This window comes from Nocardia alni, assembly GCF_019038435.1.
Lineage (GTDB): Bacteria > Actinomycetota > Actinomycetes > Mycobacteriales > Mycobacteriaceae > Nocardia > Nocardia alni.
In genome coordinates, this window is the sequence record NZ_JAGPOX010000151.1 from 1 (window position 1) to 23,729 (window position 23,729).

The 23,729-nt window shown below is 67.5% G+C and carries 23 protein-coding genes; 12 read left to right on the forward strand and 11 right to left on the reverse strand.

The features are described 5' to 3' along the window. Positions 1 to 376 precede the first annotated feature (376 nt). The gene (locus JZ791_RS36930; protein WP_216901493.1) at positions 377 to 889 is read right to left on the reverse strand and encodes a peroxynitrite isomerase; all 513 of its coding nucleotides are present in this window, start codon (positions 887 to 889) and stop codon (positions 377 to 379) included. Between the two features lie 141 nt (positions 890 to 1,030). Here JZ791_RS36930 and JZ791_RS36935 point away from each other — a divergent pair, with 141 nt between their 5' ends. After that, a complete protein-coding gene (locus JZ791_RS36935) occupies positions 1,031 to 1,852 on the forward strand; it encodes an ABC transporter permease (protein WP_216901456.1) in 822 nt (273 codons plus the stop codon). A gap of 28 nt (positions 1,853 to 1,880) precedes the next feature. Continuing rightward, entirely contained in the window at positions 1,881 to 2,687 is an 807-nt protein-coding gene (locus JZ791_RS36940) for an ABC transporter permease (RefSeq protein ID WP_216901457.1), read from the forward strand. Between the two features lie 19 nt (positions 2,688 to 2,706). Here the strand turns inward: JZ791_RS36940 and JZ791_RS36945 are convergent, their stop codons facing one another. Continuing rightward, on the reverse strand, positions 2,707 to 3,570 hold the full coding sequence (locus JZ791_RS36945) for a helix-turn-helix domain-containing protein (RefSeq protein WP_216901459.1): 864 nt from the start codon (positions 3,568 to 3,570) through the stop codon (positions 2,707 to 2,709). A gap of 672 nt (positions 3,571 to 4,242) precedes the next feature. Here JZ791_RS36945 and JZ791_RS36950 point away from each other — a divergent pair. Further along, on the forward strand, positions 4,243 to 4,602 hold the full coding sequence (locus JZ791_RS36950; protein WP_438804595.1) for a DUF4254 domain-containing protein: 360 nt from the start codon (positions 4,243 to 4,245) through the stop codon (positions 4,600 to 4,602). Positions 4,603 to 4,782: 180 nt separating this feature from the next. Here JZ791_RS36950 and JZ791_RS36955 read toward each other — a convergent pair whose 3' ends face one another. From JZ791_RS36955 to JZ791_RS36980, 6 genes are all read right to left on the reverse strand, one after another. Continuing rightward, the gene (locus JZ791_RS36955; protein WP_216901463.1) at positions 4,783 to 5,580 is read right to left on the reverse strand and encodes an ABC transporter permease; all 798 of its coding nucleotides are present in this window, start codon (positions 5,578 to 5,580) and stop codon (positions 4,783 to 4,785) included. A gap of 52 nt (positions 5,581 to 5,632) precedes the next feature. Further along, the gene (locus tag JZ791_RS36960) at positions 5,633 to 6,523 is read right to left on the reverse strand and encodes a 2-aminoethylphosphonate ABC transporter permease subunit (protein ID WP_216901465.1); all 891 of its coding nucleotides are present in this window, start codon (positions 6,521 to 6,523) and stop codon (positions 5,633 to 5,635) included. Between the two features lie 612 nt (positions 6,524 to 7,135). Beyond that, positions 7,136 to 8,335, reverse strand: coding sequence for an ABC transporter ATP-binding protein (locus JZ791_RS36965; protein WP_216901467.1), 1,200 nt, complete (start codon positions 8,333 to 8,335; stop codon positions 7,136 to 7,138). Between the two features lie 23 nt (positions 8,336 to 8,358). Next, positions 8,359 to 9,417: a 2-aminoethylphosphonate ABC transporter substrate-binding protein gene (locus tag JZ791_RS36970; RefSeq protein WP_216901469.1), complete on the reverse strand. Its 1,059-nt coding sequence runs from the start codon at positions 9,415 to 9,417 to the stop codon at positions 8,359 to 8,361. A 52-nt stretch (positions 9,418 to 9,469) separates the two neighbouring features. Next, positions 9,470 to 10,153: a phosphonatase-like hydrolase gene (locus JZ791_RS36975; RefSeq protein WP_216901471.1), complete on the reverse strand. Its 684-nt coding sequence runs from the start codon at positions 10,151 to 10,153 to the stop codon at positions 9,470 to 9,472. Between the two features lie 11 nt (positions 10,154 to 10,164). After that, a complete protein-coding gene (locus JZ791_RS36980) occupies positions 10,165 to 11,280 on the reverse strand; it encodes a TIGR03364 family FAD-dependent oxidoreductase (RefSeq protein ID WP_216901473.1) in 1,116 nt (371 codons plus the stop codon). A gap of 97 nt (positions 11,281 to 11,377) precedes the next feature. On the opposite strand from JZ791_RS36980, the gene JZ791_RS36985 reads away from it, so the two are divergent. After that, entirely contained in the window at positions 11,378 to 12,085 is a 708-nt protein-coding gene (locus JZ791_RS36985; protein WP_254206954.1) for a GntR family transcriptional regulator, read from the forward strand. Between the two features lie 62 nt (positions 12,086 to 12,147). Here JZ791_RS36985 and JZ791_RS36990 read toward each other — a convergent pair whose 3' ends face one another. After that, positions 12,148 to 13,155, reverse strand: a complete 1,008-nt coding sequence (locus JZ791_RS36990; protein ID WP_216901475.1) for an Atu2307/SP_0267 family LLM class monooxygenase — start codon at positions 13,153 to 13,155, stop codon at positions 12,148 to 12,150. A gap of 208 nt (positions 13,156 to 13,363) precedes the next feature. Here JZ791_RS36990 and JZ791_RS36995 point away from each other — a divergent pair, with 208 nt between their 5' ends. The 6 genes from JZ791_RS36995 (at position 13,364) to JZ791_RS37020 (ending at position 19,060) form a co-directional block, all read left to right on the forward strand. Beyond that, positions 13,364 to 14,545: a cytochrome P450 gene (locus tag JZ791_RS36995; RefSeq protein ID WP_216901477.1), complete on the forward strand. Its 1,182-nt coding sequence runs from the start codon at positions 13,364 to 13,366 to the stop codon at positions 14,543 to 14,545. Continuing rightward, positions 14,542 to 14,763: a ferredoxin gene (locus JZ791_RS37000; protein WP_216901478.1), complete on the forward strand. Its 222-nt coding sequence runs from the start codon at positions 14,542 to 14,544 to the stop codon at positions 14,761 to 14,763. Before JZ791_RS36995 ends, JZ791_RS37000 begins: the two co-directional genes overlap by 4 nt. Before the next feature lie 11 nt (positions 14,764 to 14,774). Next, positions 14,775 to 15,731, forward strand: coding sequence for a LysR family transcriptional regulator (locus tag JZ791_RS37005; RefSeq protein WP_216901479.1), 957 nt, complete (start codon positions 14,775 to 14,777; stop codon positions 15,729 to 15,731). Between the two features lie 65 nt (positions 15,732 to 15,796). Further along, positions 15,797 to 16,660, forward strand: coding sequence for a type I methionyl aminopeptidase (gene map, locus JZ791_RS37010; RefSeq protein WP_216901481.1), 864 nt, complete (start codon positions 15,797 to 15,799; stop codon positions 16,658 to 16,660). Continuing rightward, positions 16,657 to 18,231 carry a cobyric acid synthase gene (locus tag JZ791_RS37015; RefSeq protein ID WP_216901483.1) on the forward strand — a complete coding sequence of 525 codons (1,575 nt, stop codon included), beginning with the start codon at positions 16,657 to 16,659 and terminating at the stop codon, positions 18,229 to 18,231. The genes map and JZ791_RS37015 overlap by 4 nt, the downstream gene beginning before the upstream one ends. Before the next feature lie 265 nt (positions 18,232 to 18,496). Continuing rightward, entirely contained in the window at positions 18,497 to 19,060 is a 564-nt protein-coding gene (locus tag JZ791_RS37020; RefSeq protein ID WP_216901485.1) for an alpha/beta hydrolase, read from the forward strand. 154 nt (positions 19,061 to 19,214) lie between these two features. Here the strand turns inward: JZ791_RS37020 and JZ791_RS37025 are convergent, their stop codons facing one another. Next, the gene (locus JZ791_RS37025) at positions 19,215 to 20,219 is read right to left on the reverse strand and encodes an alpha/beta hydrolase (RefSeq protein WP_216901487.1); all 1,005 of its coding nucleotides are present in this window, start codon (positions 20,217 to 20,219) and stop codon (positions 19,215 to 19,217) included. Between the two features lie 300 nt (positions 20,220 to 20,519). Here JZ791_RS37025 and mqo point away from each other — a divergent pair, with 300 nt between their 5' ends. Continuing rightward, a complete protein-coding gene (gene mqo / locus JZ791_RS37030) occupies positions 20,520 to 21,977 on the forward strand; it encodes a malate dehydrogenase (quinone) (RefSeq protein WP_438804594.1) in 1,458 nt (485 codons plus the stop codon). Between the two features lie 21 nt (positions 21,978 to 21,998). Further along, positions 21,999 to 22,448, forward strand: coding sequence for a GNAT family N-acetyltransferase (locus JZ791_RS37035; protein ID WP_216901491.1), 450 nt, complete (start codon positions 21,999 to 22,001; stop codon positions 22,446 to 22,448). 44 nt (positions 22,449 to 22,492) lie between these two features. Here the strand turns inward: JZ791_RS37035 and JZ791_RS37040 are convergent, their stop codons facing one another. Next, on the reverse strand, positions 22,493 to 23,242 hold the full coding sequence (locus JZ791_RS37040) for an EI24 domain-containing protein (protein ID WP_308163326.1): 750 nt from the start codon (positions 23,240 to 23,242) through the stop codon (positions 22,493 to 22,495). Between the last annotated feature and the right edge of the window lie 487 nt (positions 23,243 to 23,729).

The following is a 23,729-nucleotide window of genomic DNA, read 5'->3' on the forward strand; positions in this document are numbered from 1 at the left end:
GTCATGGACGGTGCGAGATTGCCGTGGGCGGCGGCGGGGGCATCCTGGTGCGTTTCGGTGGAGGCAGCGGAATTGTCGCCGAGGATTTCCACGGCGCCTGCTCCGGCCAGGATCATTCCCGCCGTGACGAGTGTCAGTGTGGACCGCTTCATTGTTCTACTCCCTGTGCCGGTGGGAGGCTTCTCCCGTTGTGGTGAGCGAAATTCGAAGGAGTGTGGTTATCGGTAACTGCCAATCGGTAGCCATTCGTTAACTGACTCGGAAACGGTAGAACGAGACACCACGCCACTACAACCCCTGGGTAGGCATGAAACCCTGGACAAATGCCTATTGCGCAGGTCAGCGGATGGGTCTCGATTAGGTATCGGTTTGGTAGCTAGTCCGCGCGTCGCAGGCTGGCGGCGAGGTGATGCTGTTCTTCTCGGCCGACCGCGGCCATCCGCAGCGAATAGTCAATCGTATCGCCGACCAGGCTGAAGGTGCGGGCCAGCGCGGTTACCAGCTTGGCAGTGGTGGTGCGGCCGATATGGGTCGAGCCCATTTCCAGACGCAGGCCGTCGTCGGCCAGGTCGAGGGTGCCCTCGCAGATCTCGGTAATCCCGGTCGGATGCGCCAGAATCAATTCGATCCGATCGGGGCCCGCGCACCGCAGGTAACCGGTCTCCGCGTGCAGGGAGCGGCCGTCACCGGCGTGACGGGTGCGTTGACGGTAGGTGAGAAATGGGCGGCCGACGTGTCCGAACTGGATTTCCTCGTGATAATCGAACGACTCGATCGTCGGATATTCGCCGTGACCCGAGCCGCGCCAGGTGCCCAGCAGCGGGGCGAGATGGGCGATATCCGGATGGGGCGCTACGGCAGGCTGCGGTTCTGACACGGCGGCCAGCATAGTGGGCACGAGAGTGCCGGGTGCGCCGTCGACGCGCTGAATTGTCATATAGGCCGGCACGGGGGTTGACAGTGCAGGATGGGAGTGAAGACTGTGAGATCGGTGTCGACCAGTGGCCGCCGCGAGACGGAGCGAGGACGGATGGACGGGCACACCGCAGTCGCCGGGCGAATGCCCGTCGCGCTGCCGATCCGGCAGTGGTGGGTGTTGACGCTGCGGATGCTGCGATCTTCGGTGCGCGGCGGTGAGGCGTTCACCGCGCTGCTCGCGCCGAGCATCTTCACCCTCGGCTTCTTCGTACCCCTGAACCGGGTGATGACGTTGTTCGGCTACGGGCTGAGCAGCTACGGGCAGTTCCTCACGCCGATGATCGTGATGCAGGGCGTGTCGTTCTGCGGCACGACCGCGGCGCTGCACGCGGCCACCGATGCGCGTGACGGCATCGACGAGCGGTTCGCCGCGATGCCGATGCCCACCATCGCGCCGTTGGCGGCCCGGACCGCGGCCGCGCTGGGCAGGGTGATCCTGGCGCTGTTCGCGGCGCTGGTGTGCGGGCACGTGATCGGGTTTCGGTTCTACGGAAGCTGGTGGAGCACAATTGGTTTCGTGGTGTACGCGATACTGCTCGGGGTGGCGCTCGGACTGATGGGGGATCTGCTCGGTGCGCTCTCGCGCAGCCCGGAGGCGACCACACAGGCGCTCGTGCTGCCGCAACTGATCCTGGGCATGGTGTCCACCGGATTCGCCCCGGCCAACCAGTTCCCGCACTGGCTCGCGGGTTTCGCGCGGAACCAGCCGGTATCGCAGTTCGTCGACGTGATGCGGGCACTGGCGGGGGACCGGTCGGGCCGGGCGGGCGCGGTGAGCCTCGCGGGGCTCGGCCCGGGGCTGATCTGGCTGGCGCTCGCGCTGGTGGCGTTCGGCGCCGGATCGGGGATGGTCGCCGCACGGAGGCATCGGTGAGCATGACGCGATTGGAGGGCGTGGGGTGATGACCACTGTGCTGCCCGGGGTGTCCGGGCACACCGAGACGGTGCGCAAACTGGTGCCGCAGACGCTTGTGCAGACCAAGCGGCTGCTGATCCGTTGGCGGCGTGACCCGTTGACGGTGGTGCAGTCGCTGGGATTCCCCGCGCTGCTCCTGATCATGCTGAATACCGTGCTGGGGCATCAGATTTCGGCGTTCTCGGGGACCAGCGCGCTGTACGGGTCGGTGCCGATGGTGACGCTGGTCGCGGTGATGTCCGGGTCGCTGGCCGGGGCGATCACCCTCGGGCGCGAGCGCGACGCCGGCCTGCTGGCCCGGTTCTGGGTGCTGCCGGTACACCGTGCGTCCGGACTGTCGGCTCGCGTGCTGGCCGAGGCGGTGCGGATCGTGGCCTGCACGGTGGTCCTGTTCGGGGTGGGGATGGCGCTGGGATTCCGCTTTCGCCAGGGGATCCCGGCCGCGGTGGCGCTGATCGGGGTGCCGGTGCTGTACGGGCTCGGCTTCGCGGCCCTGGTCACCACCGCGGCCGTGTTCAGCGCCAAATCCGCCGTCGTGGAGATGATTTCACTGGGATCGTCGCTGATGATGTTCTTTTCCACCGGATTCGTGCCGCTGACCGCGTATCCGGAGTGGGCGCAGCCGATCGTGGCGCACCAGCCGATGTCGTACGCGATCGAAGCGATGCGGGGCCTGTCGATCGGGGGTCCGGTGCGCGGTCCGCTGCTGGCCACGCTCGCCTGGTCGCTCGGCGCGATGGTGGTGTTCGCCGTTCCGGCCGCGATCGGCTACACCCGTGCCAGCCGCGCCTGAGTTCACCCACTCGCCGGCGTCAGCGCAATCGGTACGCCGCGTCGGCGATCAACGCGGCCGAATCCCGCGGGCTCAGCGCCATGGCGCGGAGTTGGTCGAACATCACGCCGAAACGCCGAATTTCGTTGTGGCCCTCGACGATATCGTCACCGGCGATACCCTCGACGTAGACGAGTTCCGGGTCGGCCAGGGCCTTGAAGTCCAGGATCACGAACGAGCCCACCATCGCCGGATGCGCGCCGGCGTCGAACGGGAGCACCTGCAGTATCACGTTGCGCTTGTCGCATTCGTCGGTGAGCCGACCGAGCTGTTCGCGCATGACGTCCGGTCCGCCGACCACGCGCCGGACCGCCGCCTCGTCCAGCACCACCCACAGCTCGAGCGGCTCGGTGTCCCGGGTGAGGATCTTCGCGCGTTCGACGCGGGCGCGCAGGCGCTGCTCGATCACCGACGACTCGACCTTGGGCATCGCGGTGTCGAGCACGGCCCACGCGTATCGCTCGGTCTGTAACAGTCCGGGAATGAACGAGGTCTGGAACAGCCGCGCGGACAACGCCTCGGTCTCGAAATTGATATAGGCGGCGTACACCTCCGAGACGGCCTGCTCGAAGGGCCGGGACATGCCGGGCTTCTGCGCCTCCTGCAGCAGTTGCAGGACATCGTTGCGGCGCTCATCGTCCACCTGGTACAGATCCAGCATCGTCATCAGGGTGCGCCGCTGCGGGCGCGCCTGCGCGGTCTCGATCCGGTACAGCGTGGTGACGTTGATGCCGGTACGGGAGCTGACCATCTCCTTACTCACCTGAGCCTCCTCCCGCATCTCGTGCAGCAGGAACGCGAGCCTGCGGAGCTGAACGGTCAGTACCGTGCGCTTACCGGCCATCGTGCGCTCTCTCCTTCTCGCAACCCCCCGGGATGCGCTCGTCGGTTCTGGTGGGTGTGTATGACGTTGTTTTCGCGGTGCGTGATATCCACAGTATTCCGCTCGCCCACCAGGGTGCTCGGCTGTCGCTACGGTCTCTGCGACCGGCGCGCAATCGAGGAATGAGCATACCGCCTGCGAATCGCCGAGGTTTCCGGATTCCCGTGGGATTCCGTGGCATTTCGGCGCTCGCCCGATTCTGGGGGCTCGTCGGTAGCGCATTGGTATGGCCGAAAATCGCAGGTATGGCTGAAAACAAAGAACCGACCGGTTGCGTTAGGACATGACCTGTATGTCGCGTCGATCGCGGACGTGACTCGCTCGAGCTGCGGAAATACACTGTCGGCCAGTCGCGTCCGCGCGTTGCGCAGATGTAACAGACCTTGACCAAGACGGTGCGGACGCAATCTTGCGTTCTTGCATTTGTAAGAGCATGATCCGAGTTAGCCTAGTTGTGAGAGACCGATCCGCAGGTCGGTACAACTGAATCCGGAGCCGAATTATGTTGGTGCAAATAGTGGTGCAATCCAAAGTTTTCGGGGTGTGGCGATGACCATGTCGATAGCTGGCGTGCTGCCGACCGCTCCGCAATTGTTGTGCGCCTTCCAGGGGCGCCGGTACGACGACCAAGTGCTGCTGCGTTCCGCGCACACACTGGCCGAGATGCACGCCCGGCGCGCGGAGGTGCGCGATCCGATCATGGTCGCCGAGATCGACTGCCGCCGCGGTGAACTCGTCGACGACATCAACGACTGGGTGGAACAGGAGCTGCCGCAGCATCGCAACGGCGCCTCACTGCACACTGAAAGCCTTGGCGCGGTGGTTGATCGCATGGCCCGCAGCTGGGTCGACGCCAATCAGGCCATAGACCGCGACGGCCCGCGCAGCGACAACACCCATAAACACTGGTACCACCTCGCCGAACTCGTCGATGGATACACTGATCTCGTGATCGACGTGGCCGGTGGCCGTCGCCGGTTGCCCGAGCAGTGAGTCCGAGGGTGACGTCCGCCGGATGTCCGCACGACCATCGGCAGGATGTCGCCCGCCTGTGACGGCGGGCGCAACGGGGCGCCCCGCCCGGCGTGCCGCGCGGTCGACTGGCGCGGCACGCCCTCCGAAATTCATCACTGTGTCGAATGTCCGCTGTGCCCCTGGTCGTTCCCGGGGGATCTACCGGAGCGCCGCACGCCCGCGCAGTCGTCCCAATACCAGCAGCACTACCAATGTGACTGCGACGAGCAGTGTCGTGCTCGCCGCCGCGTCGAAGACCTGACCGCGATCGGTATCGGCGAAGATGGTGACCGGCAAGGTCCGCCACGTGGCCGGATACACCATGATGGTCGCGCCCAACTCGCCCATCGACAAGGCGATCGCCAGGCCCGCCGCCGCACCCAACGCGGGGAGCAACAGCGGCAGCGTGATTCGCGTCAGCACCCGAATCCCGCCCGCGCCCAGCGATTCGGCCGCCTGCCGGTAGGCGGGATCCAGCCGGTCCAGCGCCGCGGACACCGCGCTGAAGGCATACGCCAGCACGAGCACCGAATGCGCGACGATCACAATCCATTTCGTGCCGCCCAGCAGCAGCGGTCGCTGGTTGAACGCGATCAGGACGCCGAGCCCGATCGCCACCGAGGGCACCGCGACCGGCAGATGGAACACCGCGTCGGTGATCCGCCGCCACCAGTGCGGGGCCTCCCGTGCGGCCAGCGCGGCCCAGGTACCCAGCACCAGGGAGATCGCGCCCGCCAGTAGTGCGGTCTGCAGGCTCACCGACAGGCTCGCTGCCTGCTCGCCGGACAGTGCGCGGTCGAAATTCGCGAATCCCAGATGTGCGGGCAGCGCTCCGGTCCACCGGCCCGCGAGGGCCGCGGCCAGCACGGTCGCGATCGGTGCGGCGAATACCACCAGCACCACGAGCGCGAAAACCGTGAGTACCACCGCGCGTCCGCGACGAGTCCATACCAGCATGCTCAGCCCTCCTGTGCCGTGCGCAGTTCGTAGTCCGTGCGATCGCTGCCCATCAGCGCTCCCGGCCCGGGCGAGATCCGGTGAACCGGGCGAAGATCAGCCGGTACGCGATGTACAGCGTCAGCGACAGCACCACCTGCACCGTCGCCAGTAACGCCGCGCCCGGCAGGTCGAAGGTGACGATGCCGCGCGTGTAGATCAGCGCGGGCAGGGTGATGACTCCCTTCGCCCCGGTGAACAGCACGATGCCGAATTCGTTGAGGGTCAGCAGCAATACCAGGCTGCCGCCCGCCGCGAGCGCGGGCCATGCCTCCGGCAGCACCACCTGCCGCAGCACCCGCCAGGGCGAAGCGCCGAGGCTCGCTGCCACATCCAGCTGTTCGCGCGGCAGTTGAGCGAACGCGGCCAGCAGTGGACGCACCACGAACGGCGTGAAGTAGGTGATCTCGGCAAGGATCACGCCGGTGGATGTGGTGAGGAAATTCAGTGCGGGAGAGTGGTTTCCGGTCAGCCGGCCGATCAACGCGTTGACCGCGCCGACCGTGCCGTAGAGGAAGGTGAACGCCAGCGTGATCAGGAACGACGGCAGCGTCAGCACCGTATCGATGAGCCGGCCCACCACGCCCGCTCCCGGAAAGGGGACGAACGCCAGGACGACCGCGAGAAACGTGCCGAGCACCAGGCAGCCGGCCGTCGAGCAGACGGCGATGGACACCGTGCGCCAGAGCGCATTCCGGAACGCCGTCGAGCCCAGCACCTGCGACCAGGCATCCGGCGTTCGAGTGGATTCGGTCAGCACCCGCACGATCGGATACACCGCGATGAGCAACACCACCAGCAGCGGCGGCGCCGACCACAGCACCGGACGCCAGTTCCGCTGCGGTGCGGGAGATTCGGCCCGCCGCGGCGCGGGGACAGACTCGAGAACGACGGATGTGCTCATGCGAGCCCCTCGGTGCCATTACCGCACGCTTGCCACTTATCGTCGGCGCGGCGGGGGCCTTCCAGGGCGAGCCGATATGACTGCTCACCGTTGTCTCGGCGTAATACTTCACGGTCATTCGGGCAGAGTGGTCCACCGTCATTCCGGCACGCTGATCCGGAAATAGGCGCCACTGGGACAGGTGGTGCGGGTGAGACATTTTCAGCCGTCAACAAGCTCTCGCGCGGCGGGACACAGGCTTTTGGCCGGAATCCACCGGTACACAGTGGGGCACGATGGATCCCGGTCGAAAACATGCTGGGATGACGGGGGCCGGACGTTGTGGCGTGGTAGCGGACGAGGGGGGTTCTGACGAGGTGATGGGGACGGAGTGTTGTGTCGGGGTTTCGGGGACAGGACGTTGTGGCGGAATGGTGGGGAAGGAGCGTTGCGGCGGGAAGGCGGCAGGGGAGGGTCCTCATGTGGTGACGGCGAGGCCCTGTCTGCGCGGCGTCCCGAACCCCCTCATGGTTCGGGCATACCGCGAACATGTGGCGCCGTGCCACCTCGACGGTGTGGGTGCCGGTCATGCGGACCCTCCCGAAACCGGTGTCGGGAATGTTCGGGTGTGTGTCATGCGGTGGCTCCCGATGACGCTCCCGCGGAGCGGGATTCGGAGCCGACAGGCGCGGGGATGAGTACGCCCGCGGTATCGGGGAGCTTGACCCCGACGACCGCGCCGACGGCGGTATCGACGTGGCCCGGTACGTCGGCGGTGAGTTCGACGGGCAGGCCGGTGACGTCGAGGTGCAGGCGGGTGACGGACCCCCGCCAGACGCTGGAGACGATGCTGCCCAGGACCGCGTCGCGCTCGTTGGTGGAGCCGATCTGTACGGTGTGTGGGCGCACGCACAGCAGGCCCTCGTCGTCGGGTGCCCATTCGAGCTGGCCGACACCGGGTTTCGGCGCCTCGGCACGGAGCGTGCGCTCACCGCACTGCACCAGGGCCACGCTGCCGGTGATGTGTTTCACCGTGCACGGCAGCAGGTTCGCTCCGCCGAGGAAGGCGGCGGTGAACGAACTCGGGGGCCGGCGCCAGAGATTCTCGGCGGTGTCGACATCGACCAGGCGGGCATCGCGCATCACCGCGATCCGGTCGGCCAGGGCGAGCGCCTCGGCCTGATCGTGGGTGACGTACAGCATCGCGGTGTCCGGCAACGCCTTTCGCAGCTGCTGCAACTCGGTGAGCATGGACTGACGCAGTTGGGCGTCCAGGGCGGCCAGCGGCTCGTCCAGCAGCAGCACCGCGGGCCGGATCGCCAGCGCGCGGGCGATGGCCACCCGCTGCTGCTGTCCGCCGGACAGCTCGCGCGGCAGGCGTCGTCCGTAGTCGGCCATACCGACCATTTCCAGGGCCTCGCGCACCCGCGGGCCGATCTCGCCGCGCGGCACGCGATGTGATCGCAGCCCGAATGCCACGTTCTCGGCCACGCGCATATGCGGGAACAGCGCGTAGGACTGCACCACGACACCGATTCCGCGCTTGGCGGGCGACAGATCGGTGACATCGCGCCCGGCCAACCGAACACGGCCTGAGGTCGGCCGCACGAATCCGGCCAGGGCCTTGAGTGCGGTCGATTTCCCGGAACCGCTGGGCCCCAGGAGCGCAACGGTCTCACCGGCGGCCACCCGCAGCGAGAACTCGGCCAGCGCGACCGTGGTCTTGCGGCCGCGGCCGTAGTCGACGCCGACCCGGTCGAACACGATCGCGGGATCGGTTGCGGCCGACGAGCTCTGCTTGCTCGCCGGGCCCGCTGACGTCGGTGCGGACATGGTTGCGCTCCTGCGGTCGGGAATCACTGCTGGCCGGTCGCCTTGTTGTAGGCGGTGACGTCGGCGTCGAGCTGGTCGTTCACCGCGCTCCAATCCGGTTGCACGACAGTCACACCCGCGAGTATCGTCGCGGGCGACGGGCCCGAGCCCGCGGGCTGGTTCGCCAGATCGGTGCGCACCGGCACCGCCAGGGCGTCAGGGCCGAGGGTCTTCTGCACGTCGGCGGTGAGCAGGAAGTTCATCAGCTTGGCCGCCGCGTCCTTGTGCGGGGCGCCCTTGGGCAGCCCCATCACGTACGGCAGTGAGACGGTGCTGCGCTTGCCATCCGGACCTGCCGGGAAGAACAGGTTGAACTTGACGCCGCTGTCCTTGATGTCCTGGAGGTTCATCTGCACATCGCCGTTGGCGACCAGCAGTTCGCCCTTGTCGACCTTGGCCTGAAGTTTGCCGGTCGAGGACGACGGGCCGACGTTGTTGGCCTGCAGCTTACCCAGGTAATCCAGCGCGCCCTGCTTGCCCATCAACTGCTGCAACAGCACGAGTACCGCGGTGCCGTCACCGGCCTGTCCCGGGGTGGAGTATTGCAGCTTGCCCTTGTACTTCGGGTCGAGCAGGTCGTTCCAGGTGATCTTCGAGGTGTCCACCGACGGATTCGCGATGAAGGTCAGGTAGTTGTCGGCCAGGTTGACGTACTTGCCGTCGGCGGACTTGTCGGCGGTGGCGACCATGCCGGTGTCCACGCCGCTGTCCTGCAGCAGCCCCTGCCTGTCGGCCTTCTGGATGAACGGCGGCAGTGTCACCAGGACGTCGGCCTGCGGATTGGACTGTTCCTTGTCGACCCGGTTCACCACCTCACCGGACCCGGCCTCGACGTAATTCACCGAAATACCGGTCTGCTGGGTGAATTTCGCGAACTCCGGCTTGTACCAGTAGGCCATGCCGTCGGCGGAGTACACCGTGACGGTCTTGCCGCCGTTCGAGCTCGCGCCCGTGCCGCCGCACGCGGCGACGGACAAGGCGAGTGCGGAGATCGAGCCCAGAATCAGCGCGGTGCGTGCGAGGCGGTGAGTCGAAATACTCACGATGACTACAACTTTCGTTCGGAAGGAGAGGGAATCGTAGGGACGGATTTCATCAGGTGTGCTGCGCGAGCAGCAGATCGGCGAATTCGACCACCGATGGCACGATGTGCGTCGCGCCCGCGTCGCGCAGGAGATCTTCCTCGTGCGCACCGGTGAGCGCGCCCGCGACGATCCGCGCGCCCGCGGCCAGTCCGGTGGTGATGTCGCTGGCCGTATCGCCAAGTACCGCAACCTGATCCACGGCATCGATTTCGAGGCGCAGCAGTGCGGTGAGCACCATGTCCGGATACGGCCGCCCGCGCCCGGCCTCGGCGGGGCACAGCGTCAGCTCGGCGATCTCGCGCCAGCCCAGCGCATCCAGCAGCCGATCCTGGGTGCCGCGGCTGAAGCCGGTGGTGAGCGCCACCTTGATCCCGGCCTCGCGCAGGCGCGTGATCGCCTCGGCCGCACCGGGAATCGGGGTCGCCTCGGCGGCGAACTCCTCGTAGGCGGCCTCGAAGCTGCGGTTGGCCAGCTGGGCGCGATCCTCGTCGTCGAGCAGTGCGCGAAAGACCGTGATCTTGGACTGGCCCATGGTGTCGAGCACGTACTGGGTGGCCTCGGCGCGCTCGGGTCCGCCGGCGGGAATGCCCGCGGCGGTGGCGGCCGCGTCGAACGCGCGCAGCACCAGGCCGCCGTCGGCCACCGTGGTACCTGCCATGTCCAGGACGGCCAGTTTTATCGGGTTCTCGGACAAGGAGATTCCTTTCACAGATTCAGCAGGTCGGCGGTTTCCTCGCCGAGCGCCGGGCCCAGGGTCATGCCGCGGCCACCGGGGCCGGTGATCACCCAGACGTTGTCGGCGGCCTGTGCGCGGGTGACGATCGCGTCCGGGTCGACGCTCTGGCTGTAGACCCCGGCCCAGCGGCGCACGATCTGTGGCAGCCTGCGGCCCAGCAGTTCCTCGGCCACGGCGGTGAGATGTTCGTAGGGGGCCTCGTCCACGTCGAAGGCGAACGGCTCGTCGTATTCGTGGGTGTCGCCGATGGTGAGCCCGCCGTGCAGCCGCTGGACGCACAGCAGCTGCATCCTGTGCTGTGCGGCGGTGAACGCCTGGGACTGTTCGGCATTCAGGGTGTCCAGCTCGGGGCCGGCGAAGCCCGGGTAGTAGCGGAAGCTGTCGCCGTCGGCGATGGCGGTGGTCAGCGGCTCGTCCAGCGGCGCGGTCTGCATCATCTGCAGGCGCACGCGGCGAACGGGTATGTCGCCCACCAGTTCCCGGGTCAGGCCCGAATGCGCCGCGCCGGGGCAGACCAGCACCAGATCGGCCTCGTGGCGGCGGCCGTGGTCGTCGATCACGGTGTTGCCGATGATCGCGCGGGCCTCGGTTCCGGCGTGGAAACCGTAGCGGCCGGAGGCCTGCATATGGCCCCGCAGGGCGGGCATGGCCTGGCGCGACTCCACTGCGGCATCGGTCGAACAGTGCAGCCCGGCAAGGAATTTGCCGCGCAGGGCGGGATTGAGCGCGCGCACATGGTCGGGATCGAGCAGTTCGAATCCGCGCTCGGCGGCCCTGGACCCGGCCGCGGCGGCCTCGGCGACGGCGAGTTCGGCTTCGGTGCGCACCAGCGTGATCGAGCCGGCCGGACGGAAGCCCACCCCGGCCACCCGGCCGCCGATCTCCTCCCACAGCTGGCGCGAGCGCAGGCTGATCGCCAATTCGCTTGCGCTGCGGCCGGATACCCAGACCAGGCCGAAGTTTCGGACCGTGGCGCCGCGGGCCTCGACCTCGCGCTCCAGCTGCACGACCTCATGACCGCGCTCGATCGCGGCCAGGGCGTGCGCGGTGCCGAGGATCCCGCCGCCGATGATGACCAATCGCATGCCAAGCATCATCCGCAATGGTCTAGACCGTCGAGTGTGCCCTGCGAGAACGCTGGGTTAACAATTGGTATAGACCAATTATTGCTACGCTGGGGCCATGGACACGATGCAGGGGATGCCCAAGACGTACCGGGTGCGCACGGAACTCGAGGCGATCCTGGAGCGGCTCGAGGAGGGCGATGCGGTGCCCTCCGAGCGCGAACTCGCCGCGCGGTTCGAGGTGGCGCGCGAGACGGTCCGTCAGGCCCTGCGAGAGTTGCTGGTGCAGGGCAGGATTCGGCGTCAGGGCCGGGGCACCGTGGTCTCCCGGCCGAAGATGGTGCAGCCGCTGTCGCTACGTTCCTATACCGAGGGCGCGATCAGCCTGGGCCGCAAGCCCGGCCGCATCCTGATCGGCTGGGACGATGTGGAGGCCGACGCCGATACCGCCGCCACGCTCGGCGTGTCCGTCGGCGCGGTCATCATGCACCTGGAGCGCGTCCTGCTGGCCGACGGCGAAAAGGTCGGGCTGGAAAGCACATTCATGACCCTCGAGCGGTTCGGCCCGCTGCGCTCGCACTACGACCCGACCACCTCGCTGTACGCCGCGATGCGCGCGTCGGGCGTGGTCTTCGGCTCCGCGACCGAGCGCATCGAAACGGTGCTGGCCTCCCCGCGCGAGGCGGCGCTGCTGGAATGCACCACCACCCTGCCGATGATCCTGCTGCACCGCCGCACGATCGACGCCGCGGGCGACCCGATCGAACGTGTCCGCTCCCTCTATCGCGGCGACCGCATGGCCTTCGAAACGCACCTGCGCGAATAGTCCGGCGCCGTCACCCTTTTCGGTCTCGCGATACGGGTGTCGCGCCGGGGAATCGTTGTCGCTCAGCGGACTTGCGGACCGACCTTCTCACCGAGCAGATCGATGGCATGCAGAACCTTGTCGTGCGGCAGCGTGCCGACGCTGGGATGCAGCATGAAGCGCGACAGTCCGAGAGTGTCCCGGATGTCGGCGACCTTCTCCGCCACCTGGTCCGGGTCGCCGACGAACAGCGAGCCTCCGGGGGAGCGCAGCGCCTCGAACTGGGCGGGGGTCATCGCTCCCCACCCGCGCTCGCGACCCAGACCGCTCATCGCCGCCGCATAGGGCTCGTAGAAGTCGGCCACCGCCTGCTGTTCGGTGTCGGCGATGTAACCGTGTACATGTACCGCGACCGGTTGTGGTTCGTGCCCGCCCTGCTCGAGGGCGCGGTGATAGAGGTCCACCAGTGGGCGGAAGCGGGCGGGCTGTCCGCCGATGATGGCCAGGGCCAGCGGCAGGCCCAGCAGGCCCGCGCGCACCACCGACTCCGGGCTGCCGCCGACCGCGATCCACACCGGCAACGGTCGATCGGTGCGCGGATACACGACCGCGTCGCGCAGGTCCGGGCGGAACCGTCCGGACCAGGTGACCGGATCGTCCGCGCGCAGGCGCAGCAGCAGGCCGAGCTTTTCTTCGAAGAGCTCGTCGTAGTCGGAAAGGTCGAATCCGAACAGCGGAAACGACTCCGTGAAAGAGCCGCGGCCGGCCATGAGCTCGGCGCGACCGTCGGAGATCAGGTCGAGTGTCGCGAATTCCTGGTACAGGCGTACCGGATCGGCCGAGCTGAGCACGCTGACCGCGCTGGACAGCTTGATGCGCTCGGTGCGTCCGGCGATGCCCGCCAGCACGACCGCGGGGGCCGAGGCCGCGAAATCCTGCCGGTGATGCTCGCCGACGGCATAGATGTCCAAGCCGGCGCGCTCGGCGGCCACGGCCTCTTCGACCACCTCGCGCAGGCGCTCGCCCGCGCTCGGGGCCGGTCGGCCGCTCACCGCGTGCCGCTCGGCGAAGGTTGTCAGTCCCAGTTCCATATCTCTGTCCTCCCGCGTCGTTGCTGCCAGTCTAAACGGACCGTGGTCCGGATAAATTCCGCGGGGTTGCCGCGCCGGAGCGGAGGTTGCTTGTTCCGGGTGATCAATATGCATTGGATGCATGCTCTGACATGCAGAACATGTGTTTGATTGATGAGAAGGCGCTCACTTCAATGGGTTTACCGATCGTCGACCCGAGGTGAACCCGATGTCAGTCTCCGCTCCGCCCGTCTCCGCTCTCGACCTGTTCGACGACGACGTGCTCGTCGACCCGTACCCCTCGTACGCCGCGCTGCGCGAGCTGGGGTCCGTCGTTCATATCCCGGCCAACGGTGTGTACGCGCTGACCGGTTACCGTGTCATCCGCGATGCTCTGGTCGATTGGGAGAGCTTCTCCTCGGCCGGGGCCATCGGCTTCAATCCGATGGTCAACGAGGCTCTGGCCGGGACCTCCCTTGCCTCGGATCCGCCGGACCACACCCGGCTGCGCGCCACACTGACCGCGAATCTGTCGCCGCGTGCGCTGCGCGGGCTGAAGAAGACCATCGACGCGAAAGCCGATGCGCTGGTGGCGGATCTGGCCGCGCGCGGTCGCTTCGACGCCGTCGACGCACTGGCTCGCGCCTTCCCGCTGGAGGTGGTCGCCGATCTCATCGGCTTCACCGGTCACGTCCGCGACAACATGCTGCGCTGGGGGCAGGCGGCGATGCAGGTGATCGGGCCGATGAATCACCGTACGGCGGAGAGCTTTCCGATCGCCGGGGAACTGTACGAATGGTGTTCGACGGTCACCGGCCAGGATCTGACGCCGGGCTCGGTGGGCCGGGGGATCTTCGAGGCCCAGGAGCAGGGTGCGATTCCGCCCGGCACGGCCGGATACATCATCCACCAGTATCTGGGCGCCGGCGTCGACACGACGATCGCCGCGATCGGCAATATCGTGGCCCTGTTCGCGGCGCATCCGGAGCAACTCGCCCTGATCCGGGCGAACCCGTCGCTGACGCCGGGCGCGTTCAACGAGGCGCTGCGCTACTGGGCGCCGGTCCACGTCTGGGGCCGTCGCGCCACGCGGGAACTGGAGGTCGAGGGCGTGGTGATTCCGGCGGGCGCGAAGGTCGCGATCCTGTTCGGCGCCGGGAACCGGGATCCGCGGCACTACGAGAACCCCGACTCCTTTCTGGTCGAGCGAGCCCCGACCGACCACCTGTCCTTCGGATACGGCCCGCACGGCTGTGCCGGACAGGGGCTCGCGCGTCTGGAGGCGCACGCCGTCATCGAGGCGTTGGCGCGGCACGTCGAACGACTGGTCGTCGGCGACGAGGTCCGGGTCCCGAGCAACATCACCCGCGGCATCGAGCGGCTGCCCGTGCTCAGGGTCGTGCCCGCATGAGGATCGAGGTGAACCGCGCCCGATGCGAAGGGCACGGGTTGTGCGCGGGCGCCGCACCGGCCCTGCTGCGGCTCGACGACGACGGCGAACTGGTGGTCGGCTCCGAGGATGTCACCGACGCGGCACACGCCGAGGCAGCCGTCAGGGTCTGCCCCGTGGCGGCTCTTCGCCTGGATGACGGCGCCGACGGCCCACGTCCGGGGCCGGGCGCCGCGTAAGGTTCGACGCGATGAGCGACGAGGCGGAGATCGCGGGATCCGGGCTGGATCGGCTGGCCTCGGTCAACCTCAACCTCCTGGTGCCGTTGCTGGCGGTGCTGGAGGAACGGTCGGTGACCAGGGCCGCCGAGCGGGTCGGGCTGACACAGTCCGCGATGAGCCACGCCGTGAGCCGGATGCGCCGACTGTTCGATGACGACCTGCTCGTCCGGCAGGGCAGCGGCGCCACGCTGACCCCGCGTGCGCTGGAGTTGATCGCACCACTGCGGGCGGTGCTGCGACAGACCGCCGAGTTGGTCGACTTCCCCGATTTCGATCCGGTCACCGATCGCCGGACCATCACCGTCGCGATGACGACCAGCACGGCCTTCGTCCTGGGACCGCGATTGGGCAGCCTGGTCGCCGAGCGCGCCCCCAAGACGACTCTGCGCCTGCGCACGATCGCGGTGCCGTCCGAGTCCACCTTCACCGAACACGGCGTCGACGTCGTGCTGATGTCCGAGGGCTTCGCCTCACCCCATCCCCGCGAGCGGCTCTATGACGATCGCTGCGTGGTGGTCGCGTCGCCACGCACGCCTCCTGACGCGAGCGCACTGGACCTACTGACCGCTCAGCCGCATATCGTCGTCGACAGTGAGCGGCGGGTGTTCCCGTACGGCGTGCTGGACGAGCAGGGCGTCACTTACCGTGTCGGCCAGCGAATTTCGGATTTCCTGCTGGTGCCGTACCTGGTCGGGCGGGTCGGCGGCGTCGCGCTGCTGCGCTTCCGGGTTGCCGCCGAGATGCGGACCCTGCTCGATCTGCGCATCGAAGAGTTCCCGTTTCCTATCCCGGGTCTCGGCATCGACATGGTCTGGAATCCGAACCTGGGCGACCAGCGCTTCATCGCATGGTTGCGCCAGCTGCTGTTCGACGCAGTGCCGAATCCCACGGTTGCCGCCAGGGTAAGCGGACCACGGTCCGGATAAATTCCTCGGGGTCGCTGCGCCGGAGTGGCGAGAAGGCGAACGCACTGTGCGGATAATCTGGTCTCATGGCAGTCCGTACCCGCAAGCCGCTCGTCCCCGGTATCCAGTCTCCGATCCGTGAGGTCCCGCGCTCGATCGAGCGTCCGGAGTACGCGTGGAAGAAGACCGCGAACGAGGGCCGCGAGCCCTGGGTGCAGACGCCCGAGACGATCGAGAAGATGCGCGTCGCGAGCAAGATCGCCGCGCAGGCGCTGCAGGAGGCCGGCAAGGCCGTCGTGCCCGGCGTCACCACCGATGAACTCGACCGGATCGCGCACGAGTACATGTGCGATCACGGCGCGTATCCCTCGACGCTGGGCTACAAGGGATTTCCCAAGTCCTGCTGCACCTCGCTGAACGAGGTGATCTGCCACGGCATCCCGGACTCGACGGTGGTCGAGGACGGTGACATCGTCAACATCGACGTCACCGCCTACAAGGACGGCGTGCACGGCGATACCAATGCCACATTCCTGGCCGGTGACGTGGACGAGGAGGTGCGGCTGCTGGTCGAGCGCACCCACGAGGCCACCATGCGCGCCATCAAGGCGGTGCGGCCGGGCCGGGCGCTGAACGTCATCGGCCGCGTGATCGAGTCCTACGCCAACCGGTTCGGCTACGGCGTGGTGCGCGATTTCACCGGTCACGGCGTCGGCCCGACCTTCCACAGCGGCCTGGTCATCCTGCACTACGACCAGCCCGCCATCGAATCGGTCATCGAACCCGGCATGACGTTCACCATCGAGCCCATGATCAACCTCGGCGGCATCGACTACGAGATCTGGAACGACGGCTGGACCGTCGTCACCAAGGACCGCAAGTGGACGGCGCAGTTCGAGCACACGCTGGTGGTCACGGATACCGGTTCGGAGATCCTGACCCTCCCGTGAAGGGTGCGCTGCTGGTCGCCGGGACGACCTCCGATGCGGGGAAAAGCGTTGTGGTGGCCGGGATCTGCCGGATGCTGGCGCGGCGCGGTGTGCGGGTGGCCCCGTTCAAGGCGCAGAACATGTCGAACAACTCGGTGGTCGCCCTCGACGGGGAGGAGATCGGCCGGGCGCAGGCGTTGCAGGCGCGCGCGTGCGGGCTCGAGCCGAGTGTGCGGTTCAATCCGGTGCTGCTCAAGCCCGGCAGTGACCGGCGCTCGCAGTTGGTGGTGCTGGGTAAGGCCGTCGACACCGTCGGGGCCAAGGACTATTTCCGGCATCGGCAGCATCTGCGGCAGGTCGTCGCCGACGAATTGGCCTCGCTGCGTGCCGAATTCGATGTGGTGATTTGCGAGGGCGCCGGATCGCCCGCCGAAATCAACCTGCGGGCAACCGACCTGGCGAATATGGGCCTCGCGCGCGCGGCCGGTCTGCCGGTGCTGCTGGTCGGCGACATCGATCGCGGGGGAGTGCTCGCGCACCTGTTCGGCACCGTGGCGATTCTGGAACCCGAGGACCAGCAGTTGATCTCGGGCTTCATCGTCAACAAGTTCCGGGGTGACGTGGACCTGCTGCGCCCCGGTCTGGACCGGCTGACCGAACTCACCGGCCGTCCGACCCTCGGGGTGCTGCCGTACGCGCACGACCTGTGGATCGACGCCGAGGATTCCCTCGGTACCGTCGCCGACGCACCGGTCGGCCGCCCGCGCCCGCCGCTGGGCTCCCAGTGGCTGACCGTCGCGGCGATCCGCCTGCCGCGCATCTCCAATTCGACCGACGTCGAGGCATTGGCCTGCGAGCCCGGTGTTTCCGTGCGGTGGGTGGACGATCCGTCCCGCCTGACCGATGCCGATCTGGTGGTCGTGCCGGGCAGCAAGTCGACGGTGAGCGATCTGGAATGGTTGCGCCGCACCGGAATCGCTGATGCTCTCGTCGCCCGTGCCGCCGAGTGCAGGCCGATCCTGGGCATCTGCGGCGGTTACCAGATGCTCGCCCGGCATATCGACGACCAGGTCGAGTCGGGTTCCGGACGGATCGCCGGACTCGGCCTGCTGGACTTGGACATCGAATTCGCCGAGCCGAAGGTGTTGCGCCGCATCACCGGCCGGGGTGCCGACTACCCGGCCACAACCGATGGCGTCGCGGCTCCCGCCGATCGGTCCACTGTCGCGCGGATACCTGTGCACGGCTATGAAATCCACTACGGCAGACCCGCGCGCAGCGGTGACCCGGCGTGGCTCGAGCTGGACGACGGTCGAACCGAGGGCAGCGTGCGCGGCGCGGTCTGGGGCACCCATCTGCACGGGCTGATGGAATCCGACGAGTTCCGCCGCGGCTGGCTGCGCGAGGTCGCCGTCCGCGCCGGTCGCTCGGGCTTCGTTGTCGCCGAGGACGTCTCGGTCGCCGCCGAGCGCGAGTCCCAGCTGGATCTGCTCGCCGACCTGATCGAGAAGCACCTCGACGTCGCGGCGCTGGAACGCGTGATCAGTCTCGGCGCGACTCCGGGCCTGCCCACGCTGACTGTCGGGCGCTGAAGCCGAGGGCTGACAACAACGCTCGCCCTGTTCAACACGCACGTGAGCCGACGCGCGGTGCCGCACTGCCATGTGGATCGTTGCGCGGCAACGGCTTCGATGTCGAGTTGCCAACGACCTCCCTGACGTCGAGCGCATCATCTGGGCCGCGATCCCCGCTGTGCCGCCGAGCGGAGCCGAGAAGATCACCGCCCCGGTTCAGGTACCGGCGGGTGGGCAGCGACACGCGGCCGGACCGGCGCGGGAGCGTGTAGCGTGGTCCGACATGGAGACTCGGCGGATCGTGGTTGGAGACCACGCGTGGACCGTCCGAATCGGTGGTTCGCAGTCCCGGCACACGGTCGTGTTGCTGCCGGATACGGACGCGCCCGTGGACGTCTACGACCAGGTGTGCACCCGCCTGCACACCTCCGATTTACGCACGATCGCCTTCGAGACGCTGGACGGGCTGGACGCGCCGTCGGTATACGCCGTCCTGGACGATCTCGGCGTGCCGTGGACCAACCTGGTCGGCTGCGGCGCGGGCGCGGATCTGGCCTGGCAACTCGCCGCACGGGGCTTCGGCCGGTTCATGGGACTGGTCGCGGCCGGGCGCGGGCATCCGGCCGGCGCGGGCGCGGACGGCACGGTCGCCGACTCCACCTGCCCTCCGGTGGAGATCCCCGCCACCGTCATCGCCACCAAACATCTGCCCCGCACACTCGCCGACGCATCCGGGCGATACGTCTACGGCGAATTCCGCGTGGCCCAGGTCGATGTCGCCGACCCGGCCACCGAGGCCGCTCAGGAACTCGCTACCGAGATAGTGCTGCGCAGCGGGCTTTGGTAGCCCGTACACCCGTCGCCTTGTGTTCTTCGTCGTCCCGGCGCGCTTCGGGCCGAGATCCACATGCTCAGCGCTGGATTCCGGCCGAAAGCATGTGCCGGAATCGAGGTCGAGCACGCCCGAACGACGGGTGGACCAAGCCCGGTAGTCAGGTGAGCTACGCCTGGTAGTCCGCCAACCATGCCAGCCATGAGTCGAGTTCGGCGAACGCCTGCTTCAGCACCGGGGCCGAGGACAGGAACACATCGTGCCGCGCGCCCTCGATCGGCACGACATTCGTCCGGTCGCCCAGGCAGCCCGACCAGCGCTGGATCTGGCGCACATCCAGCACCAGATCCGAGACGTCGGCGGCCGGTCCGTACTTGCGCATGAATTTGGTGGTCTTCGACCGCAGGACCAGAGCCGGCACGCCGATGTCCAGGCCGCGCTGCAACCGCGCGTGTCCGTGGCGGATCGCGCGCAGCCAGCCCAGATGGATGGGGAAGCCGGTCCGCGGCTTCCAGTCCAGGTTGTAGTCCCATTCGCCGGACACGCTGCTGTGCAGGCTGTCGCCATAGGCGCTCGCCCCGCTGCCCGGCAGCCGGGTCATGGCCCGCACCCGGCCGACCCCGTCGATGATCGGAGTGCCGATGGTCCGGTAGTAGGACGGGCCCTGCAGGTCGAACCACGGGCTGTTCAGCACCAACCCGGACACGCCGTCGCCACCCCGGGCATGCAGCCGGTCCAGCCACAGCGGGGTCACCAGCCCGCCGGTGGAGTGGCCCATCACCAGGACCGGGAGCCCGGTCTCCTCGCGCACGATGCGCAGCGACTCGTCCAGTTCCGCGTCGTACAGCGCCAGATCGCTCACGTAGTGCGGTGTCTGCCCGTCCCGGCGCGCGCGGCCGCATTTGCGTAGGTCCAGCGCGTAGAAGCGGTAGCCCTGCGCGGCCATGTGCTCGGCCAGATGCTGCTGGAAGAAGTAGTCGGTGTAGCCGTGCACGTACAGGACGGCCGCATGACCGGTCGTCTCGCCCGTGTAGCGCACCAAGGCGGCCTCGACCTCTCCCTCGCCGTCCGGGTCCGATCCGAGCGGGATGCGGCGCTGCTCGTATCCGTCGCCGAGCACATCCGGCTGCCAGAGGTCGGTCCGTTGCTGCGCCTGCGGCGTTCGATTCGTCACAACCACACGATATTCGACCCGCTCAGAGGCGTGCGACCCACAGGACCCCCGGTCGGAGCGGCTGTTGCCGTTTCGGAATCAGGCATGCCGAGGGGCAGAATTGGGTTGAAGTGAACGGCGGGTAACCTCGGGCTCGCCGCACTTGCCGGAATTCCGGTGACGCACAACACAATGGCCAGGTCGGGCGCCTCCCCATCGCGAGGGTGGCCCCAGCGAGCAGAATGACAAGGAAGTCGACGAGCCGTGCCGAACGCTGCGATGACTGAAAAGACCGATGTAGTCCTCATCGGTGCTGGCATCATGAGTGCCACCTTGGGCGCGCTGCTGCGTCAGTTGCAGCCCGACTGGTCCATCACGATGTTCGAGCGCCGCGACGCCGCCGCGCCGGAGAGTTCCGATCCCTGGAACAACGCCGGGACCGGCCATTCCGCACTCTGTGAGTTGAATTACACGCCCCGCAAGCCCGACGGCTCGGTCGACGTGTCCAAGGCCGTCGACATCAACGAGCGCTTCCAGGTGTCGCGGCAGTTCTGGTCGTACTCGGTGGAGAACGGGGTACTGGGCGATCCGTCGGAGTTCATCAATCCGGTCCCGCACGTCAGCTTCTGCCACGGCGCCGACGGCGTGGACTATCTGCGCAAGCGGTACGAGGCCCTGGCCAGGCATCCGCTGTTCGAGGGCATGGAATTCATCGACTCGTCCGAGGAATTCACCCGTCGCCTGCCGCTGATGGCCAAGGGGCGTGACTTCTCCGATCCGGTCGCCCTGAACTGGAGCGAGAAGGGCACCGATATCGACTTCGGCTCGCTGACCAAGCAGTTGCTGGCCTATCTCGGCCGGTCCGGGGTCGGTATCTCGTTCGGCACCGAGGTACGCAACCTGGACAAGCAGTCCGACGGCAGCTGGAACGTCAAGGTGCGCAACACCCGTAACGGCACGGTGCGCACGGTGAACGCGAAGTTCGTCTTCGTGGGCGCGGGCGGTTACGCGCTGCCGCTGCTGCAGAAGTCCGGCATCGCCGAGATCAAGGGCTTCGGCGGATTCCCGGTCAGCGGGCAGTTCTTCCGCTGCACCAATCCCGAGCTGGTCCCCCTGCACGAGGCCAAGGTCTACGGCATGGCCGCGACGGGCGCCCCGCCGATGTCGGTGCCGCATCTGGACACTCGCGTGATCGAGGGCAGGCGCGGTTTGCTGTTCGGGCCCTACGCGGGCTGGACGCCCAAATTCCTCAAGGACGGCAAGTACGGCGACCTGTTCAAGTCCGTGCGTGCCCGCAATGTCACCCCGATGCTCGGCGTCGGCGTCACCGAGCTGGGCCTGGTGAAGTATCTGGTCAGCGAGGTTGTGAAGTCGCAGGCGGGCAAGGTGCGCGCGATGGAGGAGTTCATCCCGCGCGCCGACGGCCATGACTGGGAGCTGATCACCGCCGGTCAGCGTGTGCAGATCATCCGCCCCAAGGGCGCGGGTGGTGTACTCGAGCTGGGCACCGCCGTGATCACCGCGGCCGACGGCTCGATCGGCGGTCTGCTCGGCGCCTCGCCGGGCGCGTCCACCTGCGTCAGCGCCATGCTGGACGTGTTGCAACGCTGCTTCCCGCGCGAGTACGCCGATTGGACCCCGCAGCTGAAGGCGATGGTGCCCTCGCTCGGCGTGAAGCTCTCGGAGAATCAGGCTTTGTATCACGAGGTATGGGATTGGTCCAGCAAGGCACTGGGCTTGACCGGCGTCGCACCGAGTGTCGAGTTCGCGCAAAACTGAGTGATGTGGTAGCAAGACTCGATGATGTCAACGGTTGCACTCAAAAGGGCATGGGCCGCGGATCTCGACACCGCCACCCTGTACAAGCTGTTGAAGCTTCGGGTCGAGGTGTTCGTCGTGGAGCAGAAATGCGCGTATCCAGAGCTGGACGGACTGGACCTGCTGCCGGAGACACGGCACCTGTGGTTGGACGACGAGGGTGAGGCGATCAGTACCCTGCGCCTGCTCGAGGAGCACGAGGACGGGGTGAAGTCCTTCCGCATCGGACGGCTGTGCACCGCCCCCTCGGCGCGCGGGCACGGGTACACCACCCGGCTGCTTCAGGCCGCCCTCGCCGAGACCGGTTCGGCGACCGTGCGTCTGAGTGCCCAGACCTATCTGATCGATATGTACAAGAAGCACGGCTTCGAGGCCGACGGCGAGGAGTACATCGAGGACGGGATCCCGCACATTCCGATGCGCCGGGGTTAGCCGCTACAGTCCCGCAATCGAGAATGATTGCGGGACTGTCTATTTCAGCGCCGAGTCGGCGTCGGATCCTGGCACACCTCGCGGGTGAGCAGGGTGGCCCCGGCGACCGCGCCCGGCATCAGGAAGATCGCGGCGAACGGCACCAGGAACACGATCGCCAGCGGAACGCCGAATCCCCACACCAGCATCCGGCGTGTGCGCAGCAGCCGCAGTTGCCGGCGCAGATCGATGCCGCGGCGCTGCATAGCGACGCCGCCGAGCTCCTGGACCAGGAAGAATCCGGTGACGGCCAGTCCGATCACCGGCACGACGGTCTGCCCGACCACGGGCAGGAACCCCGCCACGAACAGAACGATTCCCCAGGCCGCGGCCCGCAACACCAGCAGGATCCCGTCACCGATCAGCCGTCCGACCGACAGCTTCGACTCCGGCAGCAGTCCGCCGGGCGACTGCGAACGGTCGACCTGTTCGGACAGCGCCTCGTAGAACGGCTGGCCCAGCGCGAGTGTCAGCGCGGTGAACGTGACCACCGCGAGGAACAGGCACAGCACCATCAGCAGCACGTCGAGGAATCCGCGCAGCACATCCGGCCACGGGCCCGACCAGTGCACGGCGAACGGCGTTGCCCAGGTGACGATGTCGTTCACGAAGAACACCAGCGCCGCGATCGCGATCACATACAGCACCAGCGTGATCAGCCCGGGCAATAATGCGAACCCGAACTCACGCCGATGTGCCGCCACCCATCGCTGCCCCTGAAGCAGCAATCCGAAACCCGTTGCCAAATCACGCACGGCGGCAGTGTATTCGGGCTCGGCCCGATAACGGGGGGATAGCGGTCAGTTGGGCGGGAGGTCTTGTGTCGGAACACAACTGCCCGCCGCCGACAGCAATGGGTTCGGCATGACGAATCTCGATGTGGTGCAGGGATTCCCCTTGACCAGAGCGGACTTGCACCGTCGATCGGCCAGCAGGCAAGCAGACCGGGCGGTCGTTGGACGGATAGGCCGCAATCGTCCATGGCAGGCAGCGCGGAGCAGCGGTGGCGAATCACGTCCAGCTTCTCGCGCATGGCGGTGCCCCGTATCTGGTGGTTCGCGGGCGTCTACCCGGTGCGGAGGTGATGTCTTCGGTCGGAGCTCGACCGGGTGGTGGCTGCCCCGTTCAGGCTGGGCCCGGTCCGCCTCGAGGTGTTCGCTACAGCGGATCGAGTGGCTCGGCATGTCTTGCGAAGGGGTGTGTGGGTGCGGTTCGTCATAGGAGGGCGGCGGGGGCGGGGCA